The 24,026-nt window shown below is 59.4% G+C and carries 15 protein-coding genes and 1 riboswitch; of the genes, 10 read left to right on the top strand and 5 right to left on the bottom strand.

From position 1 onward, the window contains the following. Positions 1-164: 164 nt before the first annotated feature. Both HF679_RS06425 and HF679_RS06420 read left to right on the top strand, forming a co-directional pair. Positions 165-2,465, top strand: coding sequence for an FdhF/YdeP family oxidoreductase (locus HF679_RS06425; RefSeq protein ID WP_187042748.1), 2,301 nt, complete (start codon positions 165-167; stop codon positions 2,463-2,465). Between the two features lie 227 nt (positions 2,466-2,692). Then, the gene (locus tag HF679_RS06420) at positions 2,693-3,577 is read left to right on the top strand and encodes a LysR family transcriptional regulator (protein ID WP_123754292.1); all 885 of its coding nucleotides are present in this window, start codon (positions 2,693-2,695) and stop codon (positions 3,575-3,577) included. 19 nt (positions 3,578-3,596) lie between these two features. On the opposite strand, the gene HF679_RS06415 is transcribed toward HF679_RS06420, so the two are convergent. From HF679_RS06415 to katG, 5 genes are all read right to left on the bottom strand, one after another. Then, positions 3,597-4,034, bottom strand: coding sequence for a hypothetical protein (locus HF679_RS06415; RefSeq protein WP_123754293.1), 438 nt, complete (start codon positions 4,032-4,034; stop codon positions 3,597-3,599). A 134-nt stretch (positions 4,035-4,168) separates the two neighbouring features. Continuing rightward, positions 4,169-5,578 carry an MFS transporter gene (locus HF679_RS06410; protein ID WP_187042747.1) on the bottom strand — a complete coding sequence of 470 codons (1,410 nt, stop codon included), beginning with the start codon at positions 5,576-5,578 and terminating at the stop codon, positions 4,169-4,171. 262 nt (positions 5,579-5,840) lie between these two features. Beyond that, a complete protein-coding gene (locus HF679_RS06405; RefSeq protein ID WP_123754295.1) occupies positions 5,841-6,854 on the bottom strand; it encodes an ABC transporter substrate-binding protein in 1,014 nt (337 codons plus the stop codon). An 8-nt stretch (positions 6,855-6,862) separates the two neighbouring features. Continuing rightward, positions 6,863-8,986: a TonB-dependent receptor gene (locus HF679_RS06400; protein ID WP_123754296.1), complete on the bottom strand. Its 2,124-nt coding sequence runs from the start codon at positions 8,984-8,986 to the stop codon at positions 6,863-6,865. Between the two features lie 235 nt (positions 8,987-9,221). Continuing rightward, positions 9,222-11,399, bottom strand: coding sequence for a catalase/peroxidase HPI (katG, locus tag HF679_RS06395; RefSeq protein WP_154143809.1), 2,178 nt, complete (start codon positions 11,397-11,399; stop codon positions 9,222-9,224). Between the two features lie 677 nt (positions 11,400-12,076). Further along, positions 12,077-12,175: riboswitch (guanidine-I (ykkC/yxkD leader) on the top strand. A gap of 59 nt (positions 12,176-12,234) precedes the next feature. Here katG and HF679_RS06390 point away from each other — a divergent pair. The 8 genes from HF679_RS06390 to mrdA all read left to right on the top strand — a co-directional run bounded on the left by HF679_RS06390 (position 12,235) and on the right by mrdA (position 23,991). Further along, positions 12,235-13,293, top strand: coding sequence for a putative urea ABC transporter substrate-binding protein (locus tag HF679_RS06390; RefSeq protein ID WP_123754298.1), 1,059 nt, complete (start codon positions 12,235-12,237; stop codon positions 13,291-13,293). A 24-nt stretch (positions 13,294-13,317) separates the two neighbouring features. After that, on the top strand, positions 13,318-14,133 hold the full coding sequence (locus HF679_RS06385; RefSeq protein ID WP_187042746.1) for an ABC transporter permease: 816 nt from the start codon (positions 13,318-13,320) through the stop codon (positions 14,131-14,133). Continuing rightward, complete coding sequence (locus HF679_RS06380) at positions 14,130-14,909, top strand: ABC transporter ATP-binding protein (RefSeq protein WP_187042745.1); 780 nt, start codon at positions 14,130-14,132, stop codon at positions 14,907-14,909. The genes HF679_RS06385 and HF679_RS06380 overlap by 4 nt, the downstream gene beginning before the upstream one ends. A 4-nt stretch (positions 14,910-14,913) precedes the next feature. Continuing rightward, on the top strand, positions 14,914-15,642 hold the full coding sequence (locus HF679_RS06375) for an urea amidolyase associated protein UAAP1 (protein WP_187042744.1): 729 nt from the start codon (positions 14,914-14,916) through the stop codon (positions 15,640-15,642). Between the two features lie 10 nt (positions 15,643-15,652). Beyond that, positions 15,653-16,288: an urea amidolyase associated protein UAAP2 gene (locus HF679_RS06370; protein ID WP_187042743.1), complete on the top strand. Its 636-nt coding sequence runs from the start codon at positions 15,653-15,655 to the stop codon at positions 16,286-16,288. A 170-nt stretch (positions 16,289-16,458) separates the two neighbouring features. Beyond that, positions 16,459-20,064, top strand: a complete 3,606-nt coding sequence (gene uca, locus HF679_RS06365) for an urea carboxylase (RefSeq protein WP_187042742.1) — start codon at positions 16,459-16,461, stop codon at positions 20,062-20,064. Next, a complete protein-coding gene (gene atzF / locus HF679_RS06360; RefSeq protein WP_154143813.1) occupies positions 20,061-21,860 on the top strand; it encodes an allophanate hydrolase in 1,800 nt (599 codons plus the stop codon). Before uca ends, atzF begins: the two co-directional genes overlap by 4 nt. 208 nt (positions 21,861-22,068) lie before the next feature. Then, positions 22,069-23,991 carry a penicillin-binding protein 2 gene (gene mrdA / locus HF679_RS06355; RefSeq protein WP_187042741.1) on the top strand — a complete coding sequence of 641 codons (1,923 nt, stop codon included), beginning with the start codon at positions 22,069-22,071 and terminating at the stop codon, positions 23,989-23,991. The last annotated feature ends 35 nt before the right edge of the window (positions 23,992-24,026 follow it).

The raw sequence follows: 24,026 nt of genomic DNA, 5'->3' as shown, positions 1-24,026 counted from the left end.
TGACTGTTAAATAAGTTAAATCTAACGCGTGATAGATAACATTGATTATACAGTTCTGCGCCTGATTGTTATGCTTTCGTTAACAAAACGTCCGCCTGCGGTTATCGCGGCGGACGTATCGTTTTTACGTCGACCCGCCGTTCGACGGGCATTCAGGAGCAGATATGAACATGAAAAGACGCGCAGTGCCTGGCGTGCATCCTTATGACGGTCCGGCCGGCGGCTGGGGCGCGCTGAAAGCGACCGCCATTGCTGTGCGTACCCAAATGGATGCCCTCGTTGCGCCGCAAACGCTGCTTCGCACCAACCAACCGGATGGTTTTGACTGCCCCGGCTGCGCGTGGCCGGACAAAGAGCACAAGTCGACCTTCCAGTTTTGTGAAAACGGTGCCAAAGCGGTGACCTGGGAAGCGACCAGCAAGCGCGTGACCCCGGCATTTCTGGCGGCAAACACCGTCAGCTCGCTGCTGGCAAAAAGCGATTTTGAACTGGAAGGCTACGGGCGTATCACCACGCCGCTGGTCTACGACCGGGGCAGCGACACGCTGCGTCCAACCTCATGGGAGCAGGCTTTCGCGCGTATCGGCGAGGTGGTCAGCACCATGGCGCCGGACGAAGTGGAATTATATACCTCCGGTCGTGCCTCCAACGAAGCGGCTTATCTGTTCCAGTTGTTTGCTCGCGAACTGGGTACCAACAACTTCCCGGATTGCTCCAATATGTGCCATGAATCGACCAGCGTCGGGCTGCCGCAGTCGATCGGGATTGGCAAAGGCACGGTTTCGCTGGATGACTTTGACACCACCGAACTGGTGATTTCTATCGGCCATAACCCCGGCACCAACCATCCGCGCATGATGGGCACGTTGCATGAACTGTCGCGCCGTGGGGTGCCGATTATCGTCTTTAACCCGTTGAAAGAACGCGCGCTGGAGCGTTTTGCCGATCCGCAAAACGTTATCGAGATGGCGACCTATGGCTCCACGGATATCGCCTCAACCTATTTCCAGGTCAAGGCGGGCGGCGACGCGGCGGCGCTGAAGGGCATTGCCCGGGCGCTGCTGGAGATGGAAGAAGCGCAGGGTAACGTGCTCGACCGGCAGTTTATCGCCGAGCATACCCAGAACTTTCAGGCCTTCGCCGACGATTTACTCGCCACCCAGTGGCAGGATATCGAGCGTGAATCCGGCCTGACCCGCGCGGACCTGCAGCGGGTGGCGCAGGCCTATGCGGCATCAAAGGCGACGATCGTCACCTACGGCATGGGGATCACCCAGCACAATAAAGGGACCTCGAACGTTCGGCTGATCGCCGACCTGCTGCTGATGCGCGGCAATATCGGTAAACCCGGCGCCGGGATCTGCCCGTTGCGCGGTCACTCAAACGTTCAGGGAAACCGCACCGTCGGCATTACCGAGAAACCGAGCGCCAGCTTCCTCGCGAAGTTGCAGGCGGAGTTTGGTTTCGTGCCGCCGCAGCAACATGGCCATGATGCGGTGAAAGCGCTGCAGGCGATGATCGAGGGTAAATCGAAGGTGCTGTTGTGCCTGGGCGGTAACTTTGCGGTGGCGATGCCCGATCATGAGCGGGCCTTCCCGGCGATGCGCGGGCTGGATCTCAGCGTGCATGTTGGCACCAAACTGAACCGCTCGCATCTGCTGGTGGCGAAAGAGACCTTTATTCTGCCGTGCCTGGGGCGTACCGAGCTGGATGAACAGGAGACCGGGCGCCAGTCGATCACCGTGGAAGATTCGATGTCGATGGTTCACGCCTCGTCGGGCAAGCTGAAACCGGCTTCGCCGCAGCTGCGTTCGGAGCCGGCGATTGTGGCCGGTATGGCGATGGCGGCGTTGCCCGCCACTAAAATCGACTGGCTTTCGCTGGTGGCGGACTACGATCGTATCCGCGATCTGATCGAGCGCACCATCCCCGGTTTTGACAACTACAACCAGCGCATTCGCCACCCGGGCGGTTTCCGGATGCCGCTGCCGCCGACGGAGCGTATCTGGCCGACCCCGAGCGGTAAGGCGATGTTCTCGGTGTTCCACGGGGTTCATGAAAATGTGCAGGTCGAAGGCGAGGAGGTAATGCGCCTGGTGACCTTGCGCAGCCACGATCAGTACAACACCACCATTTACGCTATGGATGACCGCTACCGCGGCATTTTCGGCCGCCGTGACGTGCTGTTTATGAACGAGCAGGATATGGCGAAGCAGGGGTTTGAGCATGGTGACCGGGTGGATATCACCACCGCCTTGCCGGACAGCGACCTGCGGCTGGAGGATATTACCCTGGTGGCCTACAGCATCGCTCCCGGTACCGTCGGCGCCTACTATCCGGAAGCTAACGTGCTGGTTCCGCTGGACTATATCGATCAAGAGAGCGGCACGCCGTCGTATAAATCGGTGCCGATTCGTCTGACTCTGCGTTCGAAAGAGATCCTGCCGCTCGCAGGCGTGCGCTAATCCCTCCCGTCCGGCTGCCGGTACCCACCGGCGGTCGGATGGTCACCATTGACATCCCCCCAATCACCGGTACTGAACAGCACGGTATCGCCTGCGTATTCCCGGCGCGGCTTGTATTTGGCCGATGCGGAACGTAACATTTAGCTAACATGTTTTTTTCCGCGACGAACGAGGTCTGCATCGTCGCGAGGTTCGTCATTAGCGGACGGTTCTACACCGGGTCAACCATGGATATCAAACAGCTCAAATACCTGATCGCCCTCGATCAAACCCGTCACTTTGGTCAGGCCGCGGCGCTTTGCCATATCACCCAGCCCACTTTATCCATGCGTATCCGCAGTCTGGAAGAGGAGCTGAATCTGGTGCTGATCCAGCGAGGACAGCGCTTCGAGGGCTTTACGGCGGAGGGCGAGCGCATTCTGGCGTGGGCGCGGGCGCTGCTGGCGGCCCATGACGGGCTGGAAGCGGAAGCGGCGATTTGCCGCGGTCAGATGGTGGGGCAGCTGCGGGTAGGAATGGTGCCGCTAGCCAGCCTGAACCCGATGCAGTTGATTAAACCGCTCAGCGAGAAATATCCCGAGCTGCAGTTCAGCCTGCTGTCGCTGACTTCTGAGCAGATTATCGACGGCGTGAGCCGCAACCAGCTCGATCTTGGGATCTGTTATCTGCACCATGTCGACAGTCAGCTGTTCCACGTGCAGTGGCTGCCGACCACGCGGATGGGGCTGCTGCACGATAAACGCCATTTTCAGTTTGCCCAGGGCACCCCGGACTGGGAGACGCTGGCCGCCTTGCCGCTCGGTTTTCTCACCAAAGGCATGTACTACCGCGAATCTATCGAGATGAGCTTTAAGGGCAAAGGGCTGACGCCGAAAACGGTGTTTGAAAGCGACTCGACCTTCCAGATAATCCAGGCGGTACAGGCCGGGATCTGCTGCGCGATTATGCCGCTCAACAATGGTCTGGAAGCGCTAAGCGATAACCTCGACATTATTCCCATCGCCGAAACCGAAGTGGATTCCATGCTGGCGCTGATTATGCGCAATAAAGAGCCGGTGTCGTCGCTGGCGGAAAAATGCTTTGCCGATGCTCAGCGGATATTTAACGAGTAGCCGTTACCCTGAAGACTTATTATTTGCAGCCATCCTGATTGAGACGGGTAAATAACGTTTCGAAGGATTCTTCGTGCAGAATATCGCCTTGCAGCACCGAGACTTTAAGGTCAAATGAGGGCGAAAACAGCGCAATGAGATCGGGGTAATTGAGCTGGCGCAACCCGCAGGCGGCATACAGCTTGCCGGCAGGGGTGGTGGATGCGGCCCGGGCCACCATCACCAGTGTGTTGACGGCATCAGCCGACGCAACGAGGGTGGCCAGCGCCTGCTGTTCATCGTTGTTGTGCGCCATAAAACCGTTAGCACCCCGGGAAAAATAACCAGCGGCACTGATTTTATCGCCCGGCAGCGGTGCTGATTGTGCCGCGAGAGCAGACGTTGACAGAACGGCGATTAATGCCAGCACCAGCCGGCTGGGAAGTGCGGTGGACTTTCTTTTTCCATTGATAGACATGATGACGCTCCTTGTCATGGGGATAATAACGGCTGACAGGAGTAATAACATGGTGACCGGTAGCGCGCAATGAAGCCACTGTGGTTTCTGAAAGCGCGCCGCCAGGAATTACCCGGCGGCGCGGCACGCGGTTATCAGATATCTTCCAGCTGAATACCGCGGGTTTTCGGGCCAAAAATACCCACCGACAGCATCACCATCAGCATACTGACCACGATAAAGCTAATCACCCCCGGTGCCCCGGCGTATTGCAGAATAATACCGATCAGAATACTGGTTATCGCCGTTGACAGGCGGCTGAAGGAGTAGCAGAAGCCAACCGCGCGGGCGCGAATATGGGTCGGGAACACCTCGGCCTGATAGGCGTGGTAGCTGATGGTCAACCAGGCGTTAGACCAGGTGATCATAAAGCCGCAGATCACCAGCATCACCGGGTTGTTCTGCAGGGCAAACAGGGTACCGAACACCACCGTCATCAGCGCCGAAAGCACGATTTGCCATTTGTTCTCAAAGCGGTGAACAAAACGGGTGCAGAACAGGCAACCAATCGGGTAGGCGAGGGTAATGAAAAAGGCGTACAGCAGGCTGTGGGTAATGCTGGCGCCCTGGCCGGACAGCAGCGCCGGCAGCCAGTTGCCGAAACCAAAGAAGCCAATCGCCTGGAAGAAGTTCATCACCATCAGCATGATCGTGCGGCGGCGATACTCCGGCGCCCAGATGGCTTTAAACGAGCCGGTTTTGCGCTGGGCCTGGCTGGTGTCGGGCTGATGCGGTGCCGAAGGGGCGATACCGCAACGTTGTTCCATCTCGCTCATCACCGCGTGGGCGTCCTGATGGCGGCCTTTGACTTCCAGCCAGCGGGCGGACTCCGGCAGTTTTTTACGAATCACCCAGATGATCAGCGAACACAGGGCGCCGAAAATAATCACCCAGCGCCAGCCGGTGAGGCCGAAGAGGGTGATCGGCACCAGCATCCACGACATCAGCGCCACGGCGGGCACCGACAGAAACTGAATAAAGAAAGCGAAGGCAAAGGCCTTGTTGCGCAGGTGCGTCGGCACCCATTCGCTCAGGTAGGTATCGATAGTGACCAGCTCAATACCCAGCCCGATACCCACCAGGAAGCGGCAGAAGATCACCCCTTCGGCGCTGTTCTGAAAGGCCATCAGCAGCGAAAACACGCCGTACCACGCCAGCGCAAACATGAACGTCAGGCGGCGGCCCAGCTTGTCCGCCAGCGGTGCCAGCAGGCTGGCGCCGATAAACAATCCGAAGAAGGTGGCCGAGGCAAACGCGGCCTGATCCGAGATGCCAAAAATTCCCTGTTGTCCGGTATGGAAGATGTTTTCGGCCAGCAGACCGGTACTGATATAGCCGGTCTGGAAAAGATCGTAGAGTTCAAAGAAGCCGCCCAGCGCCAGGAGCGTAATAAACGACCACAGGCCGAATGAGGCCGGCAGGGCATCAATACGCTGGGTTAAGCTGGTGTGGGAGTGTCCTGGGGATGCAAAAGGCGCATCCCCCAGAACCTGGGTGGTAGACATATTATTATTTTCCTCAGATAAAATGTTTGCCTGCTAATGTTATTGGATTGTTAATGGTTTTAAATTTTTAATTGCTCTTCTCATTAACATTCTTCAGCGAAAAATCTGGTCATATCGAGAGGTTGTGGAGAAGTGAACTGGTTTGCGTCAGCTTGAACCGGTGAATTTGAAGGATATGACTTAGCGAGAGGGGGAATCGGACAGGATGAGAAGGGACGGCACTGAAACCAAATGGCCCCGTTTTAGCGGGGCCACCCGGCGATTATTTCCCCTCCGGTGGCAACGCCTGCAATATCCGCTTAGCTTGTGACTCAGTCAGCGGGTAATCAAAGAAACGCTGATAAAAATCGCGGGTGATGGCCGTCATGTCGAGGTCGGCGAAGCGCTGCGGTTGCAGCTGCTTTGCCGCCCATTGGATCTGCAACGCGCTTTCAGTGCCGTAGCGATCCCAGGGGAAAACCCCCGCCGGATTCTGCCAGACCTTGCCCTTTTTCACCGCCTGCAGCGTCGAGAAAAGTTGACCATAAGCCGAGTGCGCTAAATCGCCGCATCCGGGGCCGAGGATGATCGCATCTGGCTGCCAGGCGAGGACTTTCTCCGGGGAGATCTCCTGCATATTGCCGACAATCCCGCTGGCGGCGTTTTGCCCGCCGGCCAGCTGAATCCAGGTATCGATCAGCGTATTGCTGCCGTCAACCTTGAGTGGTTTCAGCGACTGGATATGCAACACGCGCGGCCGTTCGGTAGAGGGTAAATCCCGAGTCCGCTCCCCGACATGGGCAAGAACCTGCTGTAGATACTGGTTGTAGGCCCGTGCTCTGGCCTGCGTTTCGGGCGTACCGAAGACCTCAGCGGTTGTTGCCACGGCATGGGCCAGCGACGGGTAGTCGGTAAAGCGCATTTCCATCACCGCCAATCCTGCCTGGCGGTAAGCGTCGGCATCGCCGTTGCCCTGCGCGACAAACACCACCTGAGCACCCCGCGCCAGCAGTGCCTCGCTGGTGAAGTGCGGGCCACGGCTTATCAGCGCCTGAGTGAGCCGGGGATCGAGATAGAACATCCACGGACGGCTATCCGGACGATTAACCGTCGCTACGATGCGGTCCCCGACGCCAAGTGTCATCAGCAGCGAGTGGTGCGCATACCAGCCTTCCGCCACCTGAGTCACCCGATCCGGTAGGATCACCCGGTTACCGGCGTCGTCCGTTACCTGGCGTTCGGCCAGCGCGGGGAAGGCCAACAGCAACATCAACAGACCAGCGGCGATTTTTTTCATGCTATTCCTCAGAAATCAAACTGAACCGAAGCCGTCGCTTCACGCGGTGCACCGAGTTGGGCGCTGGCGTAACCGGCGCCGGTATAGCCCGTCAGCGCACCAGGCACGATATTGGTCCAGTAGTGACGATTGGTGATGTTAGTGACTGCTAACCTGAAGGTCGTGTCGGTGCCGAACACACGGGTGCGATAATTGCTGCCGATATCAACGGTGGTATAGCTGCTGACCCAGCTGTCGTTGGCATTATCGGTGGCGCGACGTCCGACGTAGTGGATATTGCCGTTGACGTCGAGTCCCGGCAGCGCATCGATGCTGTAAATCGCCAGCATGTTGGCGGTAAAGCGCGGCAGACCGACCACCTGCTTATCATCCGCATCGGCGCTGGCGGTGTTATGCAGACGTGGGTCGAGCCAGGTTCCTCCGCCGAGTAGCCGCAGGTTGCGAGTGACGTGGCCATCGGCCATTAATTCCAGACCACGGTTCTTTTGCGTACCGTCTTCAGCAAAATAACCGCTGTCGTTGGTGTAGGCGAACGGACGTTCGGCCTGGAAAAGCGCGGCGGTTAAGAGCAGGTCGCGGTGTGGCGCATATTTCGCGCCGACCTCCACCTGATGACTACGATACGGGTCGAGGACATCTCCGGCATTTTTCGCCCCGGTCGGGGCCGTGTCGCCCTGTTGCATGCTGTTGGCCCACGTCGTATAGAGCGTCACATTCTCTACCGGTTTATACATCAGGCTGGCTGAGCCGCTGGCGCCCCGGTCATTATGATTACTGCTGCGATTGCCGCTTTTATTGTAGTTGTCGACGGTGAACAGGTTTTCGCTACCCGAGAGCAACAGGCTCCACTGTGGATTGAAAGTCAGAGTATCGCTCAGTAAAAAAACGTGCTGCGTGGTGGTCGCTGAATGATAGCGGTCGGTAAAGTCAGGGTATGCGGGACGGGCATAATCCGGCGACTCGTCCAGCGATGAGTGTCCCAACGTTTGGGTACCTCCATCGTGCGGATTGTAGTTTTTCCATACGAATCCACGTATCCCCACCGCCAGGTCATGTTGTAGCCAGCCGGTCTCCACGCTGCCGGTAAGATTGGCAAGGTAGCTGTTGATGGTAAATCGGCTGGCGGCAGAGTTTGCCGTTGTGGTGGTGTAATGGCCGTGATTATCGGTGAGCGTATTGGTCACGGTGGTGGATTCACGGCCAGCAATCTGGCGCAGCACGCCGACGTCCAGCAACCAGTTACCGTCAAAATCATGCTTAATATGCAGGCTTGCGGTGGTGGTGGTGTCATCGTTACCGGCATAGTACTGACCATATTTGCTTTTGGTCGGGTCAAGCGGCGATGGGAAGTGGGTGCCTTTTGCCAGGGCAAAGGAGCCGGGAAGTCCTTTTTGATAGAAGTGGTAGTAGCTGAAATTGCTCTCCAGCACCGTCTGATCGGTCAACTGGTAATCGAGCGCCAGACCGGCATACTGGTTGCGCTGGCGGCTGCCGTGAGTATAGCTGCTACCGTCCTGATCCATCAGGTTCAGGCGGTATTTCAATCTGTCTCCCGCATCCAGCGGGCCGCTGAGATCCAGCGCGGCATTCGCACCGGAAGCAGTCCCGCCGCCTACGGTCACCCTGCGCAGCGGCACATCGGTGGGCCGTTTTGACACCAGATTAAACATCCCGGCCGGGTTCGCCGGGCCATATAGCGCGCCGACCATGCCGTTCAGCACTTCGATACGCTGAAACTGTTCGGCGGGGTACTCGGTGGTCGATACCGCGTTCAGACCATCAATCATGTTGTTCTGGACGACGCTACCCTGCATGCCGCGAGTCTGGGGCCGAACACCGTCGCCCTGGACGGAGGGCAGATAACGATAGATATCTTTGACGCTGCTGGCCTGCACCTGACGAGTCAGAGAGTCCGACAGCGTCTGCACGGACCACGGAACGTTAATCAGTTTCTGCTTACCGAGGTTACCCAACGTGGCCTGCTGTTCAGCGGCAGGCGTAACATCATCAAGGGATTGCGTTTGCGGTTCTGCGGTAACAATCATGGTTTCTGCCGCATATGCCGGGGTCGCCAGCAAAACGGGCGAACAGGGAATCATCCCGGTTAATAAAACGAGTTTATATGAGCGCATTAATTTTAAGTTCAGACGAATGAAAGCGGAGTAAGGCGGGGAAAACCTCGTCTCAGTCTGAAGGGTACGGTTTTTATTTGTATGACAAAAAAATAAAGAATATCGCTGTATATGTCAATATATAGCGGTGGTTTATATGTGATTTATGCCAGCCGTTTGATTAAGCGGCAGCGTTTGCGGGGTTCACATTGAAGGGAAAAACCCCGGCGGGCAAGGCGCCAGCCGGGGAGGGAGATTACAGATCGTAACGGTCGAGGTTCATGACTTTGGTCCAGGCGGCAACAAAGTCTTTCACCAGTTTCTGCTGGGCATCCTGGCAGGCGTAAACTTCCGCCAGGGCGCGCAGTACCGAGTTCGAGCCGAAGACCAGATCGGCGCGCGTCGCGGTGTACTTGCTTTCGCCGCTCTTACGATCGCGACCTTCAAACAGTTCACCCTGTTCGTCGGTGGCGTTCCAGACTGTGGACATGCTGAGTAAGTTGACGAAGAAGTCGTTGCTCAGAACGCCGACGCGGTCGGTAAAGACCCCGTGCTGACTGCCGTCATAGTTGGCGCCCAGCACCCGCAGGCCGCCGACCAGTACGGTCATTTCCGGCGCGGTCAGGGTTAACTGCTGCGCTTTATCCAGCAGTAAGGTTTCGGTCGATACGCCACCTTCAATGCGGCGATAGTTACGGAAACCATCCGCCAGCGGCTCCAGCAGATCGAACGCTTCGATATCGGTCTGATCCTGACGCGCATCTACGCGACCCGCTGCAAAAGGTACGCTGACCTGCACCCCGGCGGCTGCCGCGGCTTGTTCAACACCCACCACACCGGCCAGCACGATGATATCCGCCAGCGACGCTTTGCCTGAAGCTTTCTGAATCGCCTGCAGCGTTGGCAGAACCTTCGCCGCAATCGCGTTAACCGGCCAGTCTTTTTGCGGAGCCAGCGCCAGACGCGCGCCGTTGGCGCCGCCACGTTTGTCACCGCCACGGAAGGTAGACGCGGAGGCCCAGGCCACCGAGATCAGCTCACTAACTGGCAGGCCAGCATCAGCGATAGCGGTTTTCAGCGTCGCAATATCCGCCGGGGTTGGGTTATGGCTGGCCGCCGGTAACGGGTCCTGCCAGATCAGATCTTCTTTCGGGACTTCCGGGCCGAGGTAACGGGATTTTGGCCCCATATCACGGTGGATCAGTTTGAACCAGGCGCGGGCAAAGGCTTCATTGAAGGCCTGCGGATCGTTCAGGAAACGGCGGGAAATTTTGCCAAATTCCGGGTCGAAGCGCAGCGTCAGGTCGGTGACCAGCATCGTCGGCTTACGTTTTTTCTCCGGATCGAACGGATCGGGGATCACATCCGGTGCGTCTTTGGCTTCGAACTGAATGGCGCCAGCCGGGCTACGGGTCTGGACCCACTCATATTTGAACAGGTTCTCGAAGAAGTAGTTGCTCCACTGGGTCGGGGTCTGGGTCCAGACCACTTCAAGACCCGAGGTGATGGCATCGGCACCCGCGCCGCTGCCGAAGCTGCTGGTCCAGCCGAGCCCTTGAGCCTCGATCGGTGCGGCTTCTGGTTCAGCGCCCACGTGGCTGGTGACTGCGGCACCGTGGGTTTTACCCAGGGTATGGCCGCCGGCAATCAGGGCAACGATCTCTTCATCATCCATCGCCATGTTGCCGAAGGTGGCACGAATAGCGGCGGCGGCGGAGAGCGGGTCACCGCTGGCGTTCGGGCCTTCCGGGTTGACGTAGATCAGACCCATCTCAGTGGCCCCCAGCGGCTGCTGGGTCAGGCTTTCCGGGTGACGGTGTTCGAGCCAGGCTTTCTCATTACCCCAGTCAACGTCGAGATCCGGCTCCCAGACATCTTCACGACCGGCGCCGAAACCGAAGGTGCGGAAACCGGCGTTTTCCAGCGCCACGTTACCGGCCAGCATATACAGGTCGGCCCAGGAAATTTTCTGGCCATATTTTTGTTTCACCGGCCACAGCAGGCGGCGGGCTTTATCGAGGCTGACGTTGTCCGGCCAGGAGTTCAGCGGCGCAAAACGCTGCTGGCCGCGACCCGCGCCGCCACGTCCGTCCACGGTACGATAGGTACCGGCGCCGTGCCAGGCCATACGAATAAACAGCCCAATATAGCTACCCCAGTCTGCCGGCCACCACTCCTGGGAGTCGGTCAGCAGCGCGCGCAGGTCGGCCTTCAGCGCGGGGTAGTCGAGTTTCTTAAACTCTTCACGGTAGTTAAAATTCTCACCCAACGGGTTTGAGCGGTTGGAATGCTGGCTCAGCAGATCAACGCGCAGTTGATTCGGCCACCAGTCGCGGTTGCTGGTGCCGCCACCGGCACTTTGTGTGGGCGTCCCTGTGTGAAAAGGGCACTTCCCGGCGGATGCGTTGTTCGATGGATCGTTCGACGTGCTCATATCAGGCTCCGTTTGCTTTTGTGAATGCCATTACGATATACATTGCTTCCAATAACTGATACTCGAATGAATCTACGGAATTAATAGTTATATCCTTTTAACAATGGGCGATAAAGAAATCCATATAATAGTTGTGGGTAAGTGCAAAATACGTAAAGTGACTTAGCGTCTGGCTATCAGGCTATTTTATTTGCCATTTTGGCCCTGGGCAGTGCTCAAAACCTCACGTACTGCGTGTACGCTCCGGTTTTCCCGCGCTGTCCGTGTCCAAACTGGCTGCAACAATGTACGCCTGATAGGCCAGACCCTTATGCTTATGCACATTCTCATTAGCTAATCAGTATAGGACACTGCCGCGACTCGTCTGGCGATAAAAGCAGCACTTACATAAAAGCTAAGCATGTGAATTCCGGTGAGTTACTGCTCACAGAGGCAGAAAAGGAGAAATAACCTGCCGGTGGGCCTGATTTCTCGCGGTTATTCCGCCGTATTGCCCGACGGTTATTTTGCCGGGCAGACGGCCTGCACCAATTCGACGCATTGCCCCAAAACGACTCCCCATTGTGGTGTTATTCCCCGAAAAAATCAGATATCAGACTGAATTTACGCGCTTTATTTTCTGGCATGCACTTTGCTTTTACTCTTGCAGAAGGCAGCGCAACAGACCATTGAGATGACCAATAGCTGGCTAGGGTTCCGGTTCATATAAATGAACGTCTGGTCCGAGAGCTGGCGACCTCTGCGAGGTTACACGGCGGGACAAAAGCCCGGGAGACAGCAGCACCGTCAGGTGTCGCGCTGCTCCTGTTATTTTTGTGCCAACCAGAGGTTCATCATGAAGAGATCCCGCGTCATCCGTAGTTTTGTGTTATCGCTGGCGCTGCTGGCCAGCACTCCTTCCTTCGCCGCCGTCAAAAAAGAGTTCAACGTCTGCTGGACTATCTATGCCGGCTGGATGCCCTGGGGCGCCATCAGTAACGAAAAAATCATTGATAAATGGGCCACTAAGTACGGCATTAAAATCAATATCGTTCAGCTCAACGACTACATCGAGTCGATTAACCAGTACACCGCCGGCCAGTTTGATGGCTGCACCATGACCAACATGGATGCGCTGACCATTCCTGCGGCAGGTGGCGTCGACACCACCGCGCTGATCGCCGGCAGCTATTCCGACGGCAATGACGGCATCGTGCTGAAAGGCGTTGATAAAAAGCTCGGCGATCTGAAAGGGATGCAGGTGTATCTCCCGGAACTGTCGGTATCGCATTATCTGTTGGTTCGCGGCCTTGAGAAGGCGGGCCTGCAGGAAAAAGATGTCAAAGTGGTGAACACCTCCGACGCCGATATTGTCTCGGCCTTCGGCACCAACAGCGTCCGTGCCACCGTGGCGTGGAACCCGCAGCTGTCGGCCATCAAAAAGACCCCGCAAACCACTGAAGTCTTTAGCTCAGCCCAGGTGCCTGGTGAGCTTATCGATATGATGGTGGTCAACACCCAAACCCTGAAAGATAACCCGGCGCTGGGTAAAGCCTTGACCGGCGCCTGGTTTGAAATGATGAGCAAAATGCACGCCGGTGATAAACCCGCGCTGAGCGCTATGGCGGCGGACTCCGGAACCGATCTCGCCGGTTACCAGGCACAGCTGAAAACGACCCATCTGTTCTGGACCCCGGCCGAGGCTCTGACCTTTATCAGCGACCCGGAGCTGGCAAAAACCATGCAGCGGGTGGCGCAGTTCTCCTTTGATAAAGGGCTGCTCGGCGAGGGGGCGCAAAGCGCCGACTTCATCGGCATGGGCTTCCCGGGCAACGTCACCGTCGGCGACAGCGGCAACGTCCGCCTGCGCTTTGACGACAGCTACCTGAAAATGGCCGCCGCAGGCCAGCTCTGATCCTTGACCACGGGAGTGATCGCCATGCGACAAATTAACCGCCATCCACAGCAGGGCATGCGGCTGATGCTGATGCTGTTGCCCTTTGTGTTACTGATTGCCGCCTGGTGTTTTGGTTCTGCCATTCGTCTTGAGGCAAACCCCCAGGACAAGCTGCTGCCGGGGCTGTCACAGATGGCCTCTGCGATCGAACGGATGGCGTTTATGCCGGACAAGCGCAGCGGAGAATACCTGCTGTGGGCCGACACCGTGATTAGCCTGACCCGCCTGCTGATTGGGCTGGCGGTGTCGGCGCTGATTGGCCTGAGCATCGGTATCGTCGCCGGGGTGTTTCCGGTCTACCGCGCCGCGCTGTCACCGTTGATGACCGTGGTGTCGATGGTGCCGCCGCTGGCGATCCTGCCGGTGCTGTTTATTGTCTTTGGCCTCGACGAGCTGTCGAAGGTGATGCTGATTGTGATCGGCATTACCCCGATGCTGGCCCGCGACCTTGAGCAACGGGCGCGAGAAATCCCGGCGGAGCTGTTTATCAAGGCGCAGACCCTCGGCGCCAACAGCTGGACGGTGGTGCTGCGGGTGGTGCTGCCGCAACTGCTCTCACGTTTAATTACCTCGCTGCGCCTGCTGCTCGGTTCGGCCTGGCTGTTCCTGATTTCGGCGGAGGCCATTTCCGCCACCGCCGGGCTGGGGTACCGCATTTTCCTCGTCCGCCGCTACATGGCGATGGACGTGATTATTCCCTACGTCATCTGGATAACCCTGCTGGCCTGGCTGATGGATCTGGCGCTGCGCCAGCTGCACAAAGTCTGCTTCCCGTGGGCCGAAGGAGGCCGGGCATGAGTTTTATCACCATCAAGAATATCTGGCAGGAGTACGGCGACCACGTGGTGCTGGAACGCATCAATTTAACGGTGAAAGAAGGGGAGTTTTGTTCGATGGTCGGGGCCTCCGGCTGCGGTAAATCGACGTTCTTACGTCTGCTGTTGGGCCAGGAGACGCCGACCCGGGGGCAGATCACCCTTGATGGCCAGCCGCTGGCCCTTGAGCCGGATCGCAGCCGCGGCGTGGTGTTTCAGCGCTATTCCGTTTTCCCGCACCTCAACGTGCTGGATAACGTTGCGGTCGGTCTGGAGCTGCCGTCATCCCCTTGCTTTGGTCGTCTCTTTGGCGCCCGCAAACGCGCAGCCCGGGAACAGGCGGCGCAGATGCTGGACAAGGTCGGCCTTTCCCATGCGCTGGATCGCTACCCGGCGCAGCTTTCCGGCGGGATGCAACAGCGGCTGGCGATCGCCCAGGCGTTCGTGATGCAGCCGCGGGTGCTGCTGCTCGACGAACCGTTCGGCGCGCTCGACCCCGGTATTCGCAAAGATATGCACGCGCTGCTGCTCCAGTTGTGGAGCGAGACGCGAATGACGGTCTTTATGGTCACCCACGATCTGGCCGAAGGGTTCAACCTCGGCACCCGTCTGCTGGTGTTCGACAAAGTGCGCCACGACCCGCAGGCCCCCAACGCCTACGGGGCGCGCATTACCTACGATATTCCGCTCAACGAGACCCGGATGTCGCACATGCTCGGTACCGGCACCCATGACAACGTCTACACCTTAAGGAGATAGCCTGATGACCACGCCTTTACACACTTCACCGAGCCTGCGCGAAGAGCGTCTGCCGGGTGGGGGACAGACCTCGTTTATTCTGCGTCGCGGACAGATCCTGCGTCTCACCGATCTAGACGGCGGCGCTAACCTCAGCATGATGATGCTCAACCCCCACGAAAAGAGCGAGCGACTGAACCTGCCGGACACCCTCAAAGGGCAACACACCGCGCGACTGACCCGCGGTCACTGTTTCTACTCCGATATGGGACGGGTGCTAGCCGGGATCGTTGCCGACAGCTGCGGCTGGCACGACCCGTTTGGCGGCGTGCTTAACGCCCAGGAGACGGCAGAAAAATATGGCACCGGGCGCTACCAGGAGCTGCGCAACGCCTTTCATCGCAACGGTACCGACAACCTGCTGGTTGAAATGGGCAAATGGGATCTCGGCCTCGAAGACCTGCTGATGGTGGTTAACTTCTTCAGCAAAGTGACCGTCGACGGCGCAGGACGTTTCGCCTTTTGCACCGCACACTCCGCACCGGGAAGTTATGTGGAGCTGTTCGCCCCGATGGACGTGCTGATGGTCATGACCGCGATGCCGCATCCGCTGGATCCCGCTACCGACTACGCGCCACGCCCGATTCAACTGAGCTGGTACCAGGCCGACGACGAGCAGGCGACGGTGGAATCGCTGTTTACCCGCGATGAGAACCAGCGCGCCTTTACCAACACCCAGCTGTTTGCCTTATAAGGAGTCTGCGATGAACCTTGTCACCAGTACCCGTAACCCGGCCGATGCCGTCTATCGCCACGAGATCCCGGCGGGCGAACCGTGGATGTTCGAAATCAAACAAGGCCAGACCCTGCGCCTGCTCGATCTTGAAGGAAATCAGGCGGTCGATACCCTGTTTTACCATGCCGATAACCCGCGCGAACGGTACGATGCACAGCGCACGTTGCGCCGTCAGGGCAATGTCTACCTGACGACCGGCAGCGTGCTGTACTCCAATCTCGGCAACCCGTTGCTGACCATCTTGGCCGATACCTGCGGGCGTCACGATACCCTTGGCGGCGCCTGCGCCCAGGAGAGCAACACCGTGCGCTATGCCCTGGACAAGCGCTACATGCACAGCTGCCGGGACAACTTCCTGTGCGCCTGTCTGCATGACGGCAGACTGCATAAGCGCGACATCGCCGCCAACATCAACTTCTTTATGAACGTGCCGGTGACCGAAGCGGGCGGCCTGACCTTCGAAGACGGGATCTCCGGCGCCGGGAAGTACGTTGAGCTGCGCGCCGAATGCAACATCATCGTGCTGATCTCCAACTGCCCGCAGCTGAATAACCCGTGCAACGGCTGGAACCCTACGCCGGCGGAGGTGCTGGTATGGAACTGAACCGCTGGCAACGCTGGCGCCTGCTGGCCTACCGCCTGTTTGCCGTCCGCGCCGAACGTCTGACAACGACACCTACGCGTAAGTCCTGACTCCTTGCGCGCCTCGGGGACGACCCTGGGGAGGCTGATTCTTTTGCTGCGGGACGACCCGCCACGATGTGAGTCCCGTGTATGTTCAAGACCTTATTAATTGCTAACCGTGGCGCCATTGCCTGTCGCATTCTGCGCACCTTACGCGCCATGCAGGTGAAAGGCGTGGCGGTCTATTCTGATGCGGACCTGAGCAGTCTGCACATTCGCGAAGCCGATCGGGCCATTAGCCTTGGCGACGGCCCGGCGGCGCAAACCTATCTGGTGACCGACAAGATCATTGCCGCGGCGCGCGACAGCGGGGCCGAGGCGATTCACCCCGGTTATGGTTTTTTGTCGGAAAACGCCGCCTTTGCCGAAGCCTGCGAAGCCGCCGGACTGGTGTTTGTCGGCCCGACCCCGGAGCAGCTGCGAACCTTTGGCCTGAAACATACCGCCCGGGCGCTGGCAAAAGCGCAGGGCGTGCCGATGCTGGAAGGGACCGGCCTGCTGGCCGACAGCGATGAAGCCTGCCGCGCGGCACAAACTATCGGCTATCCGGTGATGTTGAAAAGCACCGCCGGCGGCGGCGGGATCGGGATGCGGGTGTGCTATGACGCCACTGAACTGGCGGAAGCCTTTGAAACCGTCCAGCGCCTCGGCAAGAACAACTTTAGCGATGCCGGCGTGTTCGTCGAAAAATACATTGAACGCGCCCGTCATCTGGAAGTGCAGATCTTCGGCGACGGCCGCGGCGAGGTGATTGCCCTTGGGGTACGCGACTGTTCGATCCAACGGCGTAATCAGAAAGTGATCGAAGAAACCCCGGCGCCCGGCTTACCGGAAGGCATGGCGCAGGCCCTCTGTGATGCGGCGGTTGCCCTCGGTAAAGCAGTGAACTACCGCAGCGCCGGGACGGTGGAGTTTGTCTACGACAGCGCGGCGCAGCGTTTCTATTTTCTCGAAGTGAACACCCGCCTGCAGGTGGAGCACGGCGTCACCGAACAGGTCTGGGGCGTCGATCTGGTGGGCTGGATGATTGCCCTCGCCGCCGGAGATTTACCGCCGCTGTCCACGTTGCTGGACGGGCTGAAACCACGCGGCCACGCGATTCAGGCGCGAGTGTACGCCGAAGATCCGGGCCGCCAGTTCCAGCCGTCGCCGGGGCTGCTGACCGAAGTGGTGTTTCCACCGGCGGATGGCAAGACCCTGCGTATCGACCGCTGGGTGGAAGCCGGGTGCGAAGTCCCGGCCTTCTTTGATCCGATGCTGGCAAAAGTGATCGCCTGTGCAGATGATCGTGAGACGGCGATAGCTGAACTGGCGCAGGCGCTGGCGGCGACCCGGCTGTACGGCGTCGAAACTAACCGGTTGTACCTGCAACACATTCTGGCGTTCGCGCCGTTTGCCGATGGCGAGCCCTGGACGCGTTGTCTGGATCAGCTGTATTACCGGGCCACGACCATCGAGGTGCTCAGCGCCGGAACGCAGACCAGCGTGCAGGATTATCCCGGTCGCCTGGGTTACTGGGCGGTTGGCGTCCCGCCATCCGGGCCGATGGACGACCGGGCTCTGCGTCTGGGCAACCGTCTGCTGGGCAACCCGCAAGGCGAAGCGGCGCTGGAGATCACCCTTAACGGGCCGACGCTGAAATTTAACTGCCAGACGCAGGCGGTAGTCTGCGGGGCAGAGATCGTGGTGAAGTTGGACGGTGTCGCCCAGGCGATGCACCAGGTCTTCACCATTCCCGCCGGGGCGACCTTGAAAATTGGCGCCGTAGCCGACGCCGGCGTGCGCAGCTATCTCTGCCTGCGCGGCGGGCTGCAGGTACCCGAGTATCTCGGCAGCAAAAGCACCTTTACGCTGGGGCAGTTCGGCGGTCATGCCGGACGCGCGCTGCGCAGCGGGGATGTGCTGCATCTCGCGGCGGATGCACCGGCGGTGCCGGACGCCACGCTGCCTGCCGCGCTGGCGCGTCCTCTCGCCGAGACCCGCACGCTGCGGGTTATCTACGGCCCCCACGGCGTGCCGGAGTTTTTTGCCGCCGACTATATCGACACCTTTTTCGCCACCGACTGGGAAGTGCATTTTAACTCCAGCCGCACCGGGGTGCGGCTGATTGGCCCGAAACCGCTGTGGGCGCGCGACAGCGGCGGCGAAGCGGGGCTGCATCCGTCGAATATTCACGATAACCCCTATGCCGTCGGCGCGGTGGATTTCACCGGCGATATGCCGGTGATCCTCGGGCCAGACGGGCCGAGCCTCGGTGGGTTTGTCTGCCCGGTAACGGTCATTGAGGCCGACCTGTGGCAGCTCGGCCAGCTGAAAGCCGGCGATAAAGTCCGCTTTGTGGCGGTGGATCTGCCTACCGCCCGTCAGCTGGCGGCGGGCTACCACGCGGAGCTGGCCACCCTTGAGACCGCCGACGTGGCCTGGCAACCCGCGCCCCTGAGTTCGCCGATTGTGATGAGCTGCGGCGAGGCGGATAAACGCCTGGTGGCGCGACTGTCCGGCGATACTCACCTGCTTTTGGAAGCCGGGGAGCCGGAGCTGGATCTGGTGCTACGTTTTCGCATTCACGCCCTGATGCAGGCCCTGGAAGGCCAGTCCCGCCCTGGGGTGATCGACCTGACGCCGGGCATCCGCTCGTTGCAGGTCCACTTCCAGCCGGAAACCCTGACTCTCGACGCGCTGCTGGCGTGGGTGGCGAGCGAATGGGCCACGGTGTGCGTCAGCGACGATCTGCAGGTGCCGACGCGGGTAGTGCATCTGCCGCTGTCATGGGATGACCCGGCCTGCCGCAAGGCCATCGATAAATACATGACCACCGTGCGCCGGGATGCGCCGTGGTGCCCGAGCAACCTCGAATTCATCCGCCGGATCAACGATCTGCCGGATGAGCAGGCGGTGTGGCAGACGGTATTCGACGCCAGCTATCTGGTGATGGGGCTGGGGGATGTCTATCTTGGTGCGCCGGTGGCGACGCCGCTCGACCCGCGTCACCGGCTGGTGACCACCAAATACAACCCGGCGCGCACCTGGACGGCGGAAAACTCGGTCGGTATCGGCGGGGCTTATCTGTGCGTCTACGGTATGGAAGGCCCCGGCGGCTACCAGTTTGTTGGCCGCACGCTGCAGATGTGGAATCGCTATCACGAGGTGGCCGATTTTGCCGGTAAGCCGTGGCTGCTGCGCTTCTTCGATCAGCTGCGTTTTTACCCGGTCTCCGCCGACGAACTGCTGCAGATCCGCCGCGATTTCCCGCTGGGGCGCTATCCGCTGCGCATCGAACACAGCACGCTGCGTCTGGCGGAGTACCAGCAGTTCCTGGCCCGTGAGGCGACAAGCATTGAGGCGTTTCGTGAGCATCAGCAGCGCGCCTTTAATGAAGAGCGCGATCGCTGGATCGCCAGCGGGCAGGCACATTTCGACAGCCAGGAAGTGCTGAGCGAAGAGGGCGACGACGCGCCGTTGCAGGGCGGACAGCAGGGGGTGGAAAGCCCGATCTCCGGTAATCTCTGGCAGGTGCAGACCGTGGCGGGCAGTCGGGTTCGCGCCGGTGATGTGCTGCTGGTGCTGGAATCGATGAAGATGGAGATCCCGCTGCTGGCACCGTGCGATGGCGTGATCCAGCAGGTGAATGTTCAACCCGGGGCGTCGGTTCGCGCCGGGCAACGTGTGGCGGTGATTCTGGAGGAAAAAGTATGAGCCAGCCGACCTTTGATTTACGCCTGAGCAGTCTGGCGCAGGCCTGGCAACGCGGGGATTTCACGCCGCGCGAGTTGCTGGCCAACCTGCGCCAGCGGGCGCAAGCGCTGAACCCGGAATACCAGCTGTTTATCCATATATTGACGGCCGAGGAGCAGGAGCCGTGGCTGGCGGCGCTCGACGGCGTTGAACCGCACACGCTGCCGCTGTACGGCGTGCCGTTCGCCATCAAAGATAATATCGATCTGGCCGGGATCGCCACCACCGCCGCCTGTCCGGCGTGGTCACGCACCGCCTCCGAGGATGCCACCATCGTGGCGCAGCTGATTGCCCTCGGCGCGATACCGGTCGGCAAAACGAACCTCGACCAATTTGCTACCGGCCTGAACGGCACCCGCTCGCCGTACGGACGCTGTCGCAATGCCTATCATGCGGACTATCCGTCTGGTGGTTCAAGCTCCGGGTCGGCGTTGGCGGTGGGGCTGGGCGTCGCCAGTTTTGCCCTCGGCACCGACACCGCAGGCAGCGGGCGGGTACCGGCTTCGCTGAACAATCTGGTTGGCCTGAAGGCCAGCAAGGGGCTGATCTCCACCGCCGGGGTGGTCCCGGCCTGCCGGACGCTGGACTGCACCACCTTCCTGACCGCTACCGCTGAAGAGGCCAGCCAGCTGCTGGCGCTGACCGCGCAATATGACCCGCGGGATGCCTACAGCCGCCGTAACCCGCAGTGGAACGGGCGTCAGGCGTTTGGCGCACCGCCGGCCCGTTTCCGCTTCGGGGTTCCGCAGACGCTGAACTTCCTCGACTGCCCGCAGAGCGAAGCGCTGTTTATGCAGGCCAAAGCGCGGTTGATGGCGTTAGGCGGAGTGCCGGTCAGTCTCGATATGACGCCGTTCCTCGACGCCGCCCGCCTGTTGTATGAGGGGCCATGGGTAGCGGAACGCTATGCGGTGGTGGGGCCGTTGATTGAACAGCAGCCGGAGGCGGTGCTGCCGGTGATCCACGACGTGCTGGCGAAAGCGCCGCAGACCGACGCGGTAGCAACCTTCGAAGCGATGTACCAGCTGCAGGCCTATAAGGCGCTGTGCGATGCGCTGCTGGAGGGACTGGACTGCGTGCTGACGCCGACCTATCCTCGCCCGGTCACCCTGGCGGAGCTGGAGGCCGAACCGGTGAAGCGCAATGCCGACCTCGGTTACTACACCAACTTTATGAACCTGCTGGATTACGCGGCGGTCAACGTGCCGGTCGGCTTTATGGATAACGGCTTGCCCTCCGGCGTGACCCTGTTTGGCCGGGTCTTTACCGACCAGTACCTGCTCGGGCTGGCGGATGCCTTTCAGCGGATCCAGCCGCTACCGCTGGTTGGCGGTCATCTGATTCCCGACACGTTGCCGCGCACCCAGGCCAGCCACGATCGTCTGTTGCTGGTGGTGTGCGGCGCTCATCTTGACGGGCTGGCGCTGAACGGCCAGCTGCGGGAGCGGGGCGGACGGCTGCTGACGGCGACGCAAAGCGCCGCCCATTACCGGCTGTACGCTCTGGCTGACGGCAAACGTCCGGGTATGGTTCGGGATAACGACCGCGGCGCGGCGATTGCCGTGGAAGTCTGGGATCTGCCCTCTGCGGAGCTGGGTTCGCTGCTGGCGGCCATTCCCGCCCCATTGGGGCTGGGGAAGGTGGAGCTGGCGGATGGCCGCTGGTTGAGCGGGTTTATCTGTGAGGCTTATGGCCTGCAGGGCGCCATCGATATCACCGAGTTTGGCGGCTGGCGCGCCTGGCTGAACCGCCAGTAATCTCCGAAGCCTCTGCCTGCATCAGGCAGGGGCTTTAACGTGACACTGTCACCCTGACGGCGCGCTATTCTCCTGCCTGCTTAACATGCTGAAACATTTCTCCTAAATCATTAGCAACCTTTCTGTAGGGCTAACGCCTTGATAAGGCTATCCTGCTGCGCTTTTTCTTTTTTTAGCCTTCCATTGAAACTCAAGTGAATTGCCGTTAATGAGCCAATTGAGAGATGAAATACGCGATCACTCAGCAGAAGAGATGCTGTTTATTCGTCGAGCCGTGGTCGCATTTCTACTGGTTGTGGTCTGTTTTGGCGTGCTGATTTTTAACCTCTACCACCTGCAGGTTGAGCAGCATGACTTTTACCAGACCCGATCGAACCAGAATGACATCAAAATGGTGCCTATCGCGCCGAGCCGCGGGCTTATTTTCGACCGTAACGGTATCCCGTTGGTCCAGAACATCACCCTGTATCGCTTAGAGGTGATCCCCAGCAAAATCCCGGATATGACCGCGCTGCTGAACGCCTTAACGCCGATTGTCGATTTAACCCCGGACGATATCGCCAGCTTCCGCGATGATATGCACCATAACAGCCGCTACAAGCCGGTGACCCTGAAGTCGGATCTCAGCGACGTCGAAGTGGCCCGTTTTGCGGTGAACGAATTTCATTTTCCCGGCGTGACGGTAGAGAATTACCAGCAACGCGATTATCCCTATGGCGCGCAGCTGGCCCACGTGGTGGGCTATGTCTCGAAAATCAACGACAGCGACCTGCAGCGGCTGGCGAAAAACGGCGAGTCGGAGAACTATGCCGCGGACCATAACATCGGCAAGCAGGGCATTGAAGGCTATTACGAGCAGCAGCTGCATGGCACCACCGGCTATCAGGAAGTGGAGGTAGATAACCACGGTCGCGTCGTGCGCCTGCTCAAAGAGGTGCCGCCGGTCGCCGGGAAGAATATCTATCTGACGCTGGATCTGCATTTGCAGCAGTACATCGAAGGGGTGCTGAAAGGCCAGCGTGCGGCGGTGGTTGCCGTCGACCCGCGCGATGGCGGCGTTCTGGCGATGGTCTCCAGCCCCAGCTACGACCCGAATCCTTTTGTTAAAGGCATTGGTTATAAAGCCTATCGCTCGCTGCTCGATAACCAGGATCGGCCGTTGATCAACCGCGTCACCCAGGGGCTGTATCCCCCGGCGTCAACGGTAAAACCTTATATGGCGCTCTCGGCGCTCTCCGCCGGGGTGATTACCCCCAACACCAGCTTCTTTGGCGCGCCAACCTGGACGCTGCCCGGCACCCAACGCCGCTATCGTGACTGGCTGAAAAGCGGCCACGGGATGCTGAACGTCACCAAAGCGATTGAAGAGTCCGCCGACACCTTCTTCTATCAGGTGGCCTTTGAAATGGGTATCGACCGGATCCATAGCTGGTTAAGTAAGTTTGGTTACGGTCAGTCCACCGGCATCGATTTGAATGAAGAGTATGCCGGCGTGCTGCCGAGCCGCGAATGGAAGCAGCGGGTTCACAAGAAGCCGTGGTATCAAGGGGATACCATTTCGGTGGGGATCGGCCAGGGGTACTGGATCGCCACGCCGATCCAGATGGTGAAAGCACTGACCACGCTTATCAACAACGGGAAGGTGAAAAATCCCCATCTGCTCTATTCGATGAAGCAGGGCAATAAAGTCGAGCGCTATCAGCCGCCGGAGAATACTCCGCAGGTCGGTGATCCGAAATCGCCGTACTGGGGCATCGTGCGCAACGGAATGTACGGGATGGCGAACCTGCCGAACGGTACCGGCTATAAACTGTTCCATACCGCGCCCTATCAGATTGCGGCGAAATCCGGGACCTCGCAGGTCTTTAGCCTGAAAGAGAATCAGACCTACAACGCCAAAATGATCCCGGTGCGCCTGCGCGACCATATCTTCTACACCTTGTTTGCGCCGTATCAGCATCCGAAGGTGGCGATGGCGCTGATTCTGGAGAACGGCGGCGGCGATGGCGTGGTAGCCGGACCGACGGCACGCGCTATCCTCGACCACATCTTTGATCCGGCTAATGCCCCGAACGTTGATGCAGCGACCGATCCTAACGTTCCGCAGGTGGACAGCGCCGACGCGCAATAACCCGCCAACGCCCGGTCAGCTTCTGGCCGGGCACT

Origin of the sequence: Enterobacter sp. JUb54 (assembly GCF_014298075.1) — a bacterium.
GTDB classification, from domain to species: Bacteria; Pseudomonadota; Gammaproteobacteria; order Enterobacterales; family Enterobacteriaceae; genus Klebsiella; species Klebsiella lignicola.
Note: the sequence above shows the minus strand (reverse complement) of the source record. Positions and strands in the feature narration are given on the sequence as shown.